The organism is Salinisphaera japonica YTM-1, assembly GCF_003788585.1.
Taxonomy (GTDB): domain Bacteria; phylum Pseudomonadota; class Gammaproteobacteria; order Nevskiales; family Salinisphaeraceae; genus Salinisphaera; species Salinisphaera japonica.
In genome coordinates, this window is sequence record NZ_AYKG01000049.1 from 1 (window position 1) to 13,295 (window position 13,295).

The following is a 13,295-nucleotide window of genomic DNA, read 5'->3' on the forward strand; positions in this document are numbered from 1 at the left end:
AAGGCCCTAGCTTTGCGCCATGAATCAAAGCGCATCCACGCGTTACCACCACGGCGATCTGGGCAATGCCTGTATTGCTGCGGCCCTGGATTTGATCCGCCATGAGGGGATCGAGGCGGTCACGTTGCGCGCCGTGGCACAACAGATCGGTGTCTCGCGCAGCGCGCCCTATCGGCATTTCGCCGACAAGCGCGCGCTGTTGGCGGCCTGTGCCGAACACGGCTTTCGGCAGCTGGTGGGAGCGGCCGAGGCGGTTCTGGCGCAGCATTCGGTGATTGATCTGGCCGCGCTGATCGCGGTCATGCGTCGTTATGCCGAGATCGGCCAGGCCAACCCCACGCTCTATCGGCTGATGTTTGCCCAGGCCTTTGTCCCCGAGGACAACCCGGCGCTCACCGCGGCCGCCGATGCAGCCTTCGCCACGCTCTATCAGGCCATCGAGGCCGGGCAGGCCAGCGGCCATCTCGCGCCCGGGGCGACTTACAGTCGTGTTCTGCTGGTGTGGTCGAGCGTCCACGGACTGGTGTCCTTGTGCAACGACCTGGCCCCCAGCGAGATTTTCGATACCCGTCGGTGTGATGCGCATCTGGCCGCTATTTTCGAGGTGCTGGCCCCGGCGCTCGCGCCGTAGCCGTTTACAGCGCTGGCCGACGAGCGTCGGGCAGGCGATAATGATTGCATATGGCACGCATGGCATGGCTTTTCGCACCCAGCGCCGAGGCGATCTCGTTCGGTATCCGCTGTGTGATATCGGTGGCGTTATCGCTGTGGCTGGCTTTCTGGCTGGAGCTGGATAACGCCTACTGGGCGTTCATCAACGTTGCCATCCTGATCCAGCCGTTGCCCGGCTTTCTGGTGGTACGCGGCTTTGCCCGCCTGACCGGCACCTTCGTGGCCGCGGTGGTCTCGATTCTGCTCGTGGCGCTGTTCGCTCAGAGTTTCACCCTGGTTTCGATCGGCATGATCGTCTGGGTGGCGACCATGGTGTTCTGTGCCAGCCTGTTCCAGAACAATATGTCCTACGGGTTCGTGCTGGCCGGCTATGTGACGGTGATCATCGTCGTGCGAGCCATGGCCAGCGACCCGTCTGATGTGTTTTCGGTCGCCGTGGCGCGCTCGGCCGAAACCGGTCTGGCCGCGGTGGTGGCCGCGCTGGTGTCGGTCTTGCTGGCCCCCAGCGTGACCGCCAAGAAGTATTTCCAGGCTCGCGTTGAGGCCCTGAAAGCCATCGGCCGGCAGTATCGCGTGCTCGATCGGGCGCCGGGCGAGCTTGACGCAGACGACGCTGATCCCCGTACGCCGCACCCGCAGCTGCACGGGTTGGTCGAAAAGACGCTGACGCTGGAACAGACCCGTCAGTACGCGCGCTTCGATGCGCCGGGTTTTGCCGAATACGATCAGCTGGCGCGTCGTCTGGACTACGAGCTGGTATCCATCGTCTCGGCCATGGCCAGCCTGCAGGTCTATCTGGCGCGCGTGGGCTCGCGGGCCGACCGGGCGCCGCTCAAGCATCTCGACGATGCCGCGGCCCTGCTGGCGCATGATCCCAGCCGCACCGATGACATCACCGGCGCGTTCGACAAGGCCTATGATGCGGTGCTGAGTCAGGCCCGTGCCGGCGGCAGCCGGGCCAGCGCCACGCGCTCGCTGATCGATTGGGTGGTGATCAGCCGAGCGCTGGATCTGGCCAACCGGCTGCGGGCCGCGGTCGTCAAGCACGGCCTGTTGATCGCCGAGCGCGGCACCGGTCGCCGCACGAGCACCCGGCGCAGCGAGTTCTCGATCGCGCGCACGGTGGGCGAATCGGTCAAGGTCACGATCCGTGCGACCGCCGCCATGTCTGCCGGTGCGATCATCTGGGTGACGCATGACGAGCAGGCGCTGTCCGGCACGATGGTGCTGTTGTCGGTGCTCACCACGCTGTTCGCGCTGACCGACAACCCCACGGCAGGCGCGCGTAATTTCGGTATCGGCGGGCTGATCGCGGGTGTGGCTGCGTTTTTCGTCAATTTCGTGTTTCTGCCGCACGCCACGGGCTTTCCCATGCTCATGCTGGTGCTGGCCCCCTGTGTCTTCGTGGCCGGTCTGGCCATGATCAACCCGGACACGGCACTCATCGGGCGTGTGGGGCTGGTGCAGTTTGCGCTGTTTGTCCAGCCGGCCAACAGTGGGCGCCAGACGTTCGTGTCGTTCTTCGAAAGTTTCCTGGGCGCCGAACTGGCGGTGATTCTGGCGCTGACCGCGTTCGCGCTCGTGCTGCCGGTCAACAATCGGGACGTGCTCAAGAACCGGCTGGCCGGTATTTTCGGCGAGCTGGCGCGTGGCTTCACCGAGCCGCGGGAGCGTTTCGAGACCCGGATCTACGACCGGTTGATCAAGCTGCCCGTGGCCGCTGATGAGGGCGAGTTCCATGTCTCGGCGCGGCAGGCGGCGTTCGCGGCGGTCAATATGGGCCTGGAGGCACGCTCGTTGCTGGTGCTGGCTGATCGCGCCGGGTTTGCCAAGGCCACCCGCCAGGCGATCCACAACGAGCTCAAGGCGCTGGAGTCGCTGTTCGAGCACGGCTATCCCGGCATCGAGGCTGTCTTCGAGCGCCAGGCCGATATCAACGATCTCGCACTTCGCCTGCTGCAAGAGGCGCTGGCATTCACGCCCACCCAGCGCCGGCGCCATGGCATTCGCGCTGCGGTATCCGCGGAACTGGTCTCGGCCGCACTGGCCGACTATGCCCTGGCGCGCGAGAATACCGACGAGCGCCATATCGCCCTGGGGGAGACATCGCGTGCTACCTAACGTGATCGCGATCGGCGGGATCTATCTCCCGATATTTCTGGGATTTCTGACCGCCGCGGCCGTGTTGTATCTGGCACTGCGCTGGGTACTGCAGCGCTTGCACGCCTATCGATTGTTCTGGCACCCGGCCCTGGCCGGGGCGGGGGTGTTCGTCATTCTGTTGTCCACGCTGTTGTTGTTCGGGCCATGAGCGGGCCACGAACCCTCACGTTTTTGAAACGACGAGACCGTCATGGCCGATAAGAAAACGATTCTCAAGACCACGGCGCGCGTGATCGCCACGCTCGTGGTGGTGGCTATTGCCGGGGTGCTGGCGTGGTTTGCCTGGCAGCACTATGTCTATGCGCCCTGGACGCGCGATGCGCGGGTTCAGGCGGATGTGATCAATATCGCGCCCGAGGTTTCGGGCACCGTGACCCGGGTCGCGGTCGCCGACGATAGTTATGTCCATGCCGGGGATCTGTTGTTCAAGATCCAACCGATTCGTTTTCAGCACCGTATCCAAGAGGCTCGGGCCAATCTCGAATCCGCGCGTGCCCGGCGTGCCTATGCCCGGGCCAACGCGAGACGTCTGGAACGGCTGCCCCCGGGCGGTGTGTCGACCCAGGACCTGCAACAGGCCCAGTCGAATGCCCAGGAGGCGGTCGCCGCCGTGGCCCAGTACCAGGCCCAGCTGGCCCAGGCCCAGCAGGATCTGGACTGGGCCACGGTGACCGCGCCGGCCACCGGCTATGTCACGCATCTACAGCTTGACGAGGGCGACTACGCCACCGAGGGCACCTCGGCCTTGACCATCGTGGACGTCGAAACCTTCCGCGTGATCGGCTATTTCGAGGAAACCAAGCTGGCCAACCTGGCGGTGGGGGATCCGGTCGATATCGAGCTCATGGCGGGCGACACCCATCTGAATGGCCATGTGGCCAGCATCGGGCGGGGTATCGCCATCGATAACTTCGCCCCCGGCGAGCGCAACCTGCCAAACGTGAATCCGGTGTTTCAGTGGGTTCGCCTGGCCCAGCGCGTGCCGGTGACCATCGTCTTCGACAAACGCCCGGCGACCCTGCCGCTATCGGTCGGCCTGACCGCGACCGTACGTGTGCGGCCGGACCAGGACGATGACCACGACACGATGGAAACCACGGCCCCCGGGGCGCTGCGCTGGAACGATATGCGCGGTACACAGCTTGAGGACAAGCCGGCCCGGTGAGCCTGTTTCTCGTATCCGCAGATGACGCAGATTCGGAGTTGGTGGCGCGGCCGATGGCCGGCGACATGATCGGTCTGGGGTCGGCGGCCAGTTAAGCCGGACACGAGAGATCGGGTGTGGGCCGGCTGGCCTTCTACGGCTCGCCGGCCCTCCGTCATACTTTGGCTTTGTCCGCGCCTTTATTTGCTACGCCGCGCTCCACGGCCCGCGCCTCGCCCTAATACTCGATCGCCTGAATCTCGAGCTCGCGCTCACCGGCCGGCAGCGTAACCATGACGATATCGCCGACCGTGCGGCCCAGCAGGGCGCGGGCGACCGGTGAATGCAGGCTGATCGCCCCGCTGGGGCCGTCGGTCTCGTCGGCACCGACGATACGGTACCGGTGCGCGGTATCGGTCTCGTCGATCACGTCCACCCAGGCACCGAAGAAGATCTTGCCGGGGTTATCGCTGCGCCGGGCCACGGCCGTCAGCTCGTCGACGCGGCGGCCGAGATAGCGCACCCGGCGATCGATCTCGCGCAGCTCTTTCTTGCGATAGATGTATTCGGCGTTCTCCGAGCGATCGCCCTCGGCGGCGGCATCCGCCAGGCAGCGCACGACGTGCGGGCGTTTCTCGCGCCAGAGATAATCCAGCTCGTCGGCCAGCGCCTGCCAGCCTTCACGCGTGATGTAGTCGCGCTGTTGTGTCATCGCCACCATCGGCAGAAGAATCGATTGACCCTATAGGGTAGCAAGCACACACCAGCCCCGATCCGGTCTGTTAAAGCCGGCCTTACGCGAGTTTGGGCGCCCGTGCTGTCGGTCGGTCTGCCCCGGCCTTTAGTTCAGCCAGACCAGGCCGGCGGTCAGATAGCTGGCCTAGCTGACCCATGCCAGATAAGGGGCCACCAGCCAGCCGGCGATACGATCGGCGCGGAAAAAAACCACCGCCAGTGCCGCCACGGCCGCCCACAGGGCAAGTACGACGACCAGCGCGCCCGCCAGCCACTGCGCACCAAAGGCCACCGGCATCCATAGCGCGTTGAGCGCAAGCTGGACGATGAACAGCGCCATGCCGCGGCCAAAGCCCTCGGCTCGCCAGACCCGCCAGGCCGCCACGGCCATGACGATATAGAGAATCGTCCAGGCGATCGGGAACAACAGATCGGGTGGTGTGCCGGTCGGATGGCTGAGCGCGTGATACCACGCGCCGGGCCGTGCGACCGAGCCGGTCAGCGAGGTCAGTACCACGAGTGCGGCCACAATGATTGCCGCACGCACGGGATGAAAACGAACGGCCGCGGTCGAGCTCACGACGAACGGGTCTTCAAAGCGCGGCCGTGGTGCTGTCGGCCAGCATGTTGAGCAACAGCTGCGGCATGGCCTCCGAGGTGCCCAGATACGGCGCGATCTCGATGACCACATCCGGATGCGCGCCGCGCGTGACACCCACTTCCTCGGGAATATCCTCGGCCACATGCCGCCCGGCGGCCAGAAAATAAGGCAGCACCGTAATATGATCCGCCCCGCGGGCGATGAGCTGCTCCAGGCCGTCTGGAATCGTCGGCGGGGAAAGCTCCAAAAACGCGCATTCGATATCCGTGAACTCGCTCGACGAGCTCATGCGTACACGCTCGGTCAGGGCCCGCACCTCGTCGTTGGACTGTGCGCGACGACTGCCGTGGGCAACCAGTAATAGCGATTTCTTCATCGGAACAGCTCGTGTCTGGCAAGCGGCGGATGCATGGCACATCACCGCGATACGTCAATCAGGCATAAAGGCTACTCGCAGATCGAGCCGCTCGCCAACCGGATCACGCCATTCGCGCCATCGGATGCCCGTAATCGATACGCGCGGTCAGATAATCCTGCCCGGAGGCAACGATATGCTGGCACGGCCGGATACGGATACCGGCCGCGTGCAGGGCATTGAGACAACAGCTCAGCCCGGGCACCGAGGCAACGGGCCGGCGATGGCCCAGCAGATCGAGCAGACGCATCTCGTGAGCGCTGAGTAACGGCCAGCCGGGCTCGGTCTGTGTCTCGGGGTCGGGCAGCTCGGCCAGCAGCGCGAACAGATACAACAGCACGGCCGCATATGCATCCCGTGACATGTCGGCGGCAAGCTCGGCCTCGATCTGTGCGCGATCGCGCATGCCCTGATACCAGCGCCGACACAGCCAGACGAGCAGGGCTTCATCCTCTTCCAGATCCGTGAAACCAAGCCGCGGCCGGGTCTGCTGGGCCAGTCTTTGGCCCAGAGCGGCCAGGCCGCATGTACGACAGGCCGAGGCCGGCTGGCCACACGCCGGCGCCTGGCCGACGACGATGTATTTCGAGGCGGATTGACACATGACGGGTCTCCAATAGCAGCGACGACACACCGGCGCGGCGGTCGGCATGAAACGATCGAATGATTTGTAATTGAGAATCATTCGTAATTGAAGCTAGAGCAGATTGGCGTGTTCGTGCAACCCCGCATTGACGATTTGCGGCCGGCTGCGATGCGCCTTCGCGTCGGGCCTGTCTCTTGTATGTAAACTGATCGGCCTCATGATTGTTGTCGGCCAAGGCGAGGTTTGTCATGCAGATGCCACACAATGAACCGGTTACCTTCACCCGCGACTGCGAGGCCGTGCTGATTCCGGCCGGTGACACGGTTGAAATCCCCGTGGGAACCCACGGCAACATCACCCAGGCGCTCGGTGGATCCTTCACGGTCTATATCGCCGGCAACCTGATTCGTATCGCCGGTGACAACGCCGACGCGATTGGCCAGGAGCCGCCCGAGCCGCTGCACCTGCCCGACGATGCGACGGCAGAAGACGTCGAAAAGCTGGTCTGGGAACAGATGGAGACGGTGTTCGACCCCGAGATTCCGATCAACCTCGTGGATCTGGGGCTGATCTATCGCTGCGAGTTTGATCACAGCGATCCGGACAAGCGCGTTATCGAAATCGACATGACGCTGACCGCGCCGGGCTGCGGCATGGGCGATATCCTGGTCGACGACGTCAAGGCCAAGGTCCGCATGGTGCCCACCGTGGCGCGTGTGAACGTCGAAATGGTGTTCGACCCGCCGTGGACCATGGAAATGATGAGCGACGCGGCCAAGCTGCACGTCGGCATGCTCTGAATAGCGTTCGCGAAGAAAATCGTCCGCGAATGAACGCTAATAAGCGCGAATAAAAGAAAGACAATCCGCAGATTTCGCAGATGACGCAGATTGGCTTACGGGCGCGACAGGTGACGAGTGCTGATCACCGCCCGGAAAAGTCTTGCTCTGCAAATGAACGCGTATAAGCGCAAATAGAAAGAAGACAATCGGTATATGACGTCGATGATGCGAGTTGGCTTACAGGCGCGGTGGGTGATGCGTCATCGCCCCTCGCCGGCCCAGTGATTTAGCGGTTTTCAATCTGTGAAATCTGCGTAATCTGCGGATAACCGTCTGTATTCATTCGCGCTTGTTTGCGTCCATTCGCGGACGGGACAAAGAGAAACCCTCTCGTGCCGCGGGCGTTTTAAAACGTATCGCGCTCGCCAAGCAGGCGCGCCAGCCGGGCGCGTTGGGCGGCGATGACGTCGTGCACGCCGGCACGGAGATCGGGCGGGGTGCGCATGGCCGAAAAGCCTTCGGCCAGGAAATCATAAGTCCGGCCCAGGCCCAGCGTGTGGGCCGGCTTGCGAGCCAGCTTGAATGCCCAGGCGGTGGCTCGATTATCGGCATACCCGGCAACCCAATCGAGAAGCTCTTCCAGCCAGGCCATCTGCTGCATGCGGATATCGCGGGCATCGACCCGACGAAACGCGCGGATATAGCTGCGAGCACTCAGCGGCCAGTCCTGGGCGATCAGTGTCTCGGTCATGGCCATATCCAGACGCTCGGCTGCGGTTTGCAGCTCGATGGCGATGACCAGCGGCCGGTCCTGGGCCACGATCTTGTCCACCGCGCCTGCCATACGCTCGGGCCGCGAGATCAGCTCGGACCAATCGGCCTCGACATAGAAGCGCCGGGTCAGAAAGACCAGCAGGGCATGCCCGTCGTGACGCGCGGCGCGCTCGGCATGAAACGCCGCCACCCGCTCGGACTGCCAGGCCCGCAGCTCGGCAAAGCGCTCGGCAAAACCGGGGGCCGGATGGGCCGCGATCTGTTGCTTGATGGCACGCAGATCGGCCAGTGCTGCGGCAAGCGAACGATCGTGGGCGCTCATGGCAACGTCGGGGCGGCCAGCCGGCCGATTGCGGCGCGTTCCAGGCTGCCGAGGATCAACGTATCGCCCACCTGTTCGACGCTGGTGATCGGTGCATAAGCGCTGTCGGCCTTGTCGATCAGATTTGCCACGATCCGGCCCTGGTCGTCGACGGCCAGTATATGGCTCTCGTGCGCGGCCCTGGGTTGCAGGGCGGCCGGCAGATGCCAGGTCAGCCGGCGCAGAACCGGCTTGTCGGCGGCGAAATCCAGCAGGGCGTTGCGCGGGGCGAACAGGGCGATCCAGTACACATCTGCCCCCGGCGCGTAGCTGATGCCGTCGGGAAAGCCGGGCAGGCCGTCGATGAAGATATCGTTCGTGCCGGCGCGCTCGCCGCGCAGCCAATAGCGGCGCACGCGATACGCGCTGGTTTCGTTGATCAGCAGATACCGTGGATCCCGGGACAGGGTGATCCCGTTGGCGAACTGCAGGCCGTCGAGCAGCACGCGGGTGGTATCGGTTGCCGGGTCATAGACCATCAGGCGCGCATCGCCGGCGTGTTCGAGAATCACGGTGCGATAATCAGGCTGTGGCCAGCGGCTCGAAGCATCGGTGAAATAGAGGCGTCCATCGTCGGCGACCACGACATCATCGGTGAATCGAAACGGCGTGCCGTTTGCGGTATCGGTCAGCAGCCGCAGGCCGTTGGCCGCCGCGGTGCGTGTGGGCGCCTCGTCGACGGCGACAAGGCCCTTGTCGGCATCGGCGATATACAGCGTGCCGGCACGGGCGGCGGGCGTGCCCGGCGGGGCAAAGGCCAGACCGAGCGGGCGCCCGTGGGTATCGGCGATCACCGTGTCCTGGGTGATCCGAGTGTTGGCGTCGCGCGCCAGACGATGCACGGTGCCGTCGGCATAGCCGGCATACAGCGCATCGTTCGGGCCCGTAATCACGGTTTCCGGGCCGGTGCCCGCCGTCTCGGCCAGGCGGGTCACGTGGGCCAGCGAGGCCGGTTTGGCCGCGGACGTATCGGCGGGCACGGGCTGCCAGGCCACGGGGGCGAACCGCGTGGGCCAGGCCAAGGCATAGACCAGCCACGCGATGACGGCCACGGCGATCACAAGCAACAGTTTCTTCATGGTGCGGCGCTCCCCGGTGCCTGCCGAGATGTTATGCGACACGGCAACAGGCCCTCGGGTTCAGTTGTTTTTCGTATACTCCACGACACTGTCTCTTACCGTCCAGATTGCCATGTCCGAATCTCGTGTCGATGATCTCACGGCCAAACGCCAGGCCAGCCTCGCGCGTATGGAAAAACTGGCCTATTGGCTGGACGATGCGTTTCGTATTCCGATTATCGGCAAGCGTATCGGCATCGACGGCATCCTGGGATTGTTGCCCGTGGCGGGCGATTTCGCGGGCTTGGCCCTGTCGAGCCTGACGGTCGGTGAAGCGCTGCGCCTGGGCGCGCCGAAAACGCTTCTGGTGCGCATGGCGGGCAATGTCGGCATCGATTTCGTGTTGGGCTCGATCCCATTGCTGGGCGATATCTTTGATATCTATTACAAGGCCAACCGGCGCAATCAGCATCTTATGCAGCGCTGGCTCTCCGATGTCACGACAACGCCCGGGGCCGCCGGCAAGTCGAAGAACAAGCCCACGGTTTCGATCGTGGTCGGCGCCGCGGCGGCGGCCGTCGCGGGCTTGGGTATCTGGCGGGCGATCGTCGGCGGCTGATCGCGCCGGCGATTCATGGCAGGTCGGGTCGCGCCGATGTGGTTATCGGGCTCGCGCGGCTGCTATCCTGTCTTGTTTGGTCGAACAGGTGCGGGCGGCGACGCGTATGGCCGATTCTGAAATTCCGCTCGTCGTGCGTGATCTGCACAAGTCGTTCAAGGACGTGTCTGTTCTGAACGGCCTGTCGCTGGAAGCCCACGAAGGCGATGTGATCACGCTGATCGGGGCCTCGGGCTCCGGCAAAAGCACGTTTCTGCGCTGCATGAACCTGCTGGAAGTCCCCGACGCCGGCGATATCATCGTCCACGGCGAGCCGGTTGCCTTCAAGCAGCACAACAAAACACGCGAGCCGGCGAGCTGGAAACAGGTCGAGCGGATCCGCTCGCGTCTGGCCATGGTGTTTCAGGGCTTCAATCTCTGGGCCCACATGAGCCTGATCGGCAACGTCATCGAAGCCCCGATCCATGTGCTGGGCGTGCCGCGGCGGCAAGCGCGCGAGCGCGGCATGGCGCTGCTCGAGCGGGTGGGGCTGGCTGATCGTGCCGATTATTTCCCGGCCCAGCTGTCCGGCGGGCAACAACAACGCGGCGCGATCGCCCGGGCATTGGCAGTTGATCCCGAGGTGTTGCTGTTCGATGAGCCCACCTCGGCGCTCGATCCGGAGCTGGTCGGCGACGTGCTGGCCGTGATGCGCGAGCTGGCCGATGAAGGCCGAACCATGGTGGTCGTCACCCACGAGATGGATTTCGCCCGCGATGTGTCGTCGCAGGTGATCTATCTGCACGAGGGGCGTATCGAGGAGGCCGGCGCCCCGGCTGATGTGCTTAAAAAGCCCAACTCGCCGCGGCTGCAGCAGTTTCTGGCCCCGCGGTTCTAGATGGCGCGGCTGTGATGTTCGATTTTCAGGGATATGGCCCGCGCCTGCTTGAAGGCGCCTGGCTGACTGCGGAACTGGCCGTGCTGTCGTTGATCGCGGCTCTCGTGATCGGTCTGATGGTGGCCAGCGCCAAATCGTCGCGCTCGATGACGCTGAAAAGCGTGGCCACGGTCTACACCACGCTCATTCGCGGGGTGCCCGATCTGGTGATGATGATGCTGTTGTTCTACGGCGGCCAGATCGGCATGAACATGGCCACCGATGGCCTGAATGCGTGGCTGGGCACCGATATGTTCATCAACGTCAACGCGTTTGCCGCCGGCGTGGTCACGCTGGGCGTGATTTATGGCGCTTATATGTCCGAAACCTTTCGCGGCGCATTTCTCGCCGTGGACGCCGGCCAGATGGAGGCCGCGCGGGCCTACGGCATGAGCCCGTGGCTTGCGTTTCGGCGGGTGCGGTTTCCCTTGATGATGCGCCACGCCCTGCCGGGTATTAACAACAACTGGCTCGTGCTTTTGAAATCCACCGCGCTGGTGTCGATCATCGGCCTGTCGGACATGGTCTACGTGGCCGATCAGGCCACCAAGGCCACCCATCAGCCTTTCTTGTTCATGCTGCCTGTCGGGCTGGGCTATCTGGCGATCACGGCCGTCTCGGAGCTCGTGGTCACCGGCCTGAAACGGCGTTTCGACGTCGGCTTTTCGCAGGCCACCTGATGGAACAATGGCTTACCCAGGTTGCGCCGTTTCTAAGCGATAACCTGATCTTCACGCCCAACACGCTGGCCCAGTACTGGGACGGCCTGGTCAATACCGTGCAGCTGGTCTTCATCTCGTTGGTGGTGGGGCTGTTTCTGGCCGTGCCCCTGGCCGTGGGCCGGGCCAGCCGGCGCGTCTGGTTGAATGTGCCCATCTGGCTGTTCAATTATGTCTTTCGGGGCACGCCGCTGCTCATCCAGCTGTATATCGCGTATTACGGCTTTGCCTTCATCGACGGGGTACAGGACAGCGCGTTCGCGTTCTTCATCAACGACCCGGTCTATCCGGCGCTTCTGGCGTTCACCCTGAACACGGCGGCCTATACCACCGAAATCTTCGTCGGGGCGATTCGTGCCACCCCGCAGGGCGAGCTTGAAGCCGCCCGTGCCTACGGCATGTCCGCGGCCACGGCCTATCGGCGTGTCGTCTTGCCGAGTGCCTTTCGTCGGGCGCTGCCGGCTTATGGCAACGAGGTGATCTTCATGCTGCATGCCAGCGCGATCGCCTCGGCGGTGACCATCACCGATCTCACGGGCGCGGCCTATTATGTCTATGCCCGGTTCTACTCGCCGTTTCCGGCGTTCATTTTCGTCGCCCTGGTCTATATGTTGCTCAGCTTCGTGCTCCAGGGCGGCTTCAAGGTGCTGGAAACGCGTATGCTGCGACATTTGAAGCCGGCGTAGTTCTTGCGTTCTGGTTTCGTGGTTTCACGCACGACTCGGGAATAGTTTCATGCATAAACGTTTCATCGCCCTGACGCTCGGTGCCGTGGTGGCAGCCAGCGCGCTCATGGCCAACACGGCCGTGGCCCAGGACCAGATCCGCATCGCGACCAACGTGCCCTACAAGCCCATGGAATACACCACGCCGGATGGCTCGCTCACCGGTTTCGATATCGAGCTGGGCAACGCGCTGTGTGCCGAGGCCGGGTTGGATTGTTCCTGGGTACAGCAGTCTTGGAACGGCATCATCCCGGGGCTGATGGCGCGCAAGTACGACGCCATCATGTCCTCGATGACCATCACCGATCAGCGCAAGCGCGTGCTGCGCTTCTCCGCGCCTTATATCGTGGTGCCCTCGGGCTGGTTCGTGCCGGTCGATACCGATCTGGCGGAGTTCGACGGCGATGATCTGGCCGGCAAGCGGATCGCCGTCCAGCGCGGCACGGTCCAGGATCAGTACGTTACCGATAAGTTCGGCGACAGCGCCACGATCAAGCGCTATGCCAACGCCGACGATATCGCGGTGGACATGTCCGCCGGGCGTCTGGATGCCGCGTTCCTGGATTTCCCCACCGGCCAGAGCACGCTGCTCGACGAATCCGATGCCTACAAGCATGCCGGCCCGGTGCTCACCGAGCCGAAGAAGTATTTCGGCACCGGCTTCGGCATCGCCTTCCGGCGTAACCAGAAGGATCTGGCGGCCCGGTTCAACAAGGCGCTGGCCGTGGTCAAAGACAACGGCACCTACCAGGCCATCTACGAGAAATACTTCGGCAAGACAGGCGACTCGAAGCAGGCCGAATAGGGCCTGTTGCCGTTTCATGCGAGCCCGCGCCAAGCGCTGTTTTGCGGCAAGATGAGGCGTAGCCCGCGCCGCGCAGTCACTCTGCGCTAGTGGGCTAGAACGCTGTATTGCCGCAAAACAGCGCTTATCCCGAAGGGTTGGGCCGCCCATAAAAAATTAAAGATGGGCGCCCTGCGGCGTTGCGAGTCTTGATCGTGGCACGCCACGATGCGGCGACTCG

16 protein-coding genes are annotated in these 13,295 nt (G+C 63.8%); 10 read left to right on the plus strand and 6 right to left on the minus strand.

All coding sequences use genetic code 11. From position 1 onward, the window contains the following. Positions 1 to 19 precede the first annotated feature (19 nt). The 4 genes from SAJA_RS12940 to SAJA_RS12955 are packed head-to-tail and all read left to right on the plus strand — an operon-like array spanning position 20 to position 4,000. Complete coding sequence (locus SAJA_RS12940) at positions 20 to 631, plus strand: TetR/AcrR family transcriptional regulator (protein WP_123659093.1); 612 nt, start codon at positions 20 to 22, stop codon at positions 629 to 631. A gap of 59 nt (positions 632 to 690) precedes the next feature. Further along, positions 691 to 2,793, plus strand: coding sequence for an FUSC family protein (locus SAJA_RS12945; protein ID WP_184999884.1), 2,103 nt, complete (start codon positions 691 to 693; stop codon positions 2,791 to 2,793). Further along, on the plus strand, positions 2,783 to 2,983 hold the full coding sequence (locus SAJA_RS15175; protein WP_184999885.1) for a DUF1656 domain-containing protein: 201 nt from the start codon (positions 2,783 to 2,785) through the stop codon (positions 2,981 to 2,983). Before SAJA_RS12945 ends, SAJA_RS15175 begins: the two co-directional genes overlap by 11 nt. 42 nt (positions 2,984 to 3,025) lie before the next feature. Then, on the plus strand, positions 3,026 to 4,000 hold the full coding sequence (locus SAJA_RS12955) for an efflux RND transporter periplasmic adaptor subunit (RefSeq protein WP_123659096.1): 975 nt from the start codon (positions 3,026 to 3,028) through the stop codon (positions 3,998 to 4,000). A gap of 217 nt (positions 4,001 to 4,217) precedes the next feature. Here SAJA_RS12955 and greB read toward each other — a convergent pair whose 3' ends face one another. From greB to SAJA_RS12975, 4 genes are all read right to left on the minus strand, one after another. Next, a complete protein-coding gene (gene greB, locus SAJA_RS12960; protein WP_245963324.1) occupies positions 4,218 to 4,691 on the minus strand; it encodes a transcription elongation factor GreB in 474 nt (157 codons plus the stop codon). A 168-nt stretch (positions 4,692 to 4,859) separates the two neighbouring features. Further along, complete coding sequence (locus SAJA_RS12965; protein WP_245963325.1) at positions 4,860 to 5,294, minus strand: TspO/MBR family protein; 435 nt, start codon at positions 5,292 to 5,294, stop codon at positions 4,860 to 4,862. A gap of 13 nt (positions 5,295 to 5,307) precedes the next feature. Beyond that, complete coding sequence (locus SAJA_RS12970) at positions 5,308 to 5,691, minus strand: sirohydrochlorin chelatase (protein ID WP_123659099.1); 384 nt, start codon at positions 5,689 to 5,691, stop codon at positions 5,308 to 5,310. 103 nt (positions 5,692 to 5,794) lie between these two features. After that, on the minus strand, positions 5,795 to 6,334 hold the full coding sequence (locus tag SAJA_RS12975) for a hypothetical protein (protein WP_123659100.1): 540 nt from the start codon (positions 6,332 to 6,334) through the stop codon (positions 5,795 to 5,797). A 230-nt stretch (positions 6,335 to 6,564) separates the two neighbouring features. Between SAJA_RS12975 and sufT the strand changes: the two genes are divergently transcribed. Then, positions 6,565 to 7,116 carry a putative Fe-S cluster assembly protein SufT gene (sufT, locus tag SAJA_RS12980; protein WP_123659101.1) on the plus strand — a complete coding sequence of 184 codons (552 nt, stop codon included), beginning with the start codon at positions 6,565 to 6,567 and terminating at the stop codon, positions 7,114 to 7,116. A gap of 388 nt (positions 7,117 to 7,504) precedes the next feature. Here the strand turns inward: sufT and SAJA_RS12985 are convergent, their stop codons facing one another. Both SAJA_RS12985 and SAJA_RS12990 read right to left on the minus strand, forming a co-directional pair. Beyond that, on the minus strand, positions 7,505 to 8,194 hold the full coding sequence (locus SAJA_RS12985) for an FFLEELY motif protein (RefSeq protein WP_123659102.1): 690 nt from the start codon (positions 8,192 to 8,194) through the stop codon (positions 7,505 to 7,507). Continuing rightward, positions 8,191 to 9,354 (minus strand): SMP-30/gluconolactonase/LRE family protein, encoded by a 1,164-nt coding sequence (locus SAJA_RS12990; RefSeq protein WP_245963326.1) that lies wholly within the window; start codon positions 9,352 to 9,354, stop codon positions 8,191 to 8,193. The genes SAJA_RS12985 and SAJA_RS12990 overlap by 4 nt, the downstream gene beginning before the upstream one ends. 70 nt (positions 9,355 to 9,424) lie before the next feature. Here SAJA_RS12990 and SAJA_RS12995 point away from each other — a divergent pair, with 70 nt between their 5' ends. The 5 genes from SAJA_RS12995 to SAJA_RS13015 all read left to right on the plus strand — a co-directional run bounded on the left by SAJA_RS12995 (position 9,425) and on the right by SAJA_RS13015 (position 13,075). Then, positions 9,425 to 9,910 carry a DUF4112 domain-containing protein gene (locus SAJA_RS12995; protein ID WP_123659104.1) on the plus strand — a complete coding sequence of 162 codons (486 nt, stop codon included), beginning with the start codon at positions 9,425 to 9,427 and terminating at the stop codon, positions 9,908 to 9,910. Positions 9,911 to 10,016: 106 nt separating this feature from the next. Next, entirely contained in the window at positions 10,017 to 10,787 is a 771-nt protein-coding gene (locus tag SAJA_RS13000) for an ABC transporter ATP-binding protein (protein ID WP_123659105.1), read from the plus strand. 14 nt (positions 10,788 to 10,801) lie between these two features. Beyond that, complete coding sequence (locus SAJA_RS13005) at positions 10,802 to 11,506, plus strand: ABC transporter permease (RefSeq protein ID WP_123659106.1); 705 nt, start codon at positions 10,802 to 10,804, stop codon at positions 11,504 to 11,506. Beyond that, complete coding sequence (locus SAJA_RS13010) at positions 11,506 to 12,231, plus strand: ABC transporter permease (RefSeq protein WP_123659107.1); 726 nt, start codon at positions 11,506 to 11,508, stop codon at positions 12,229 to 12,231. Before SAJA_RS13005 ends, SAJA_RS13010 begins: the two co-directional genes overlap by 1 nt. Before the next feature lie 49 nt (positions 12,232 to 12,280). Then, a complete protein-coding gene (locus SAJA_RS13015; RefSeq protein WP_184999886.1) occupies positions 12,281 to 13,075 on the plus strand; it encodes a transporter substrate-binding domain-containing protein in 795 nt (264 codons plus the stop codon). The last annotated feature ends 220 nt before the right edge of the window (positions 13,076 to 13,295 follow it).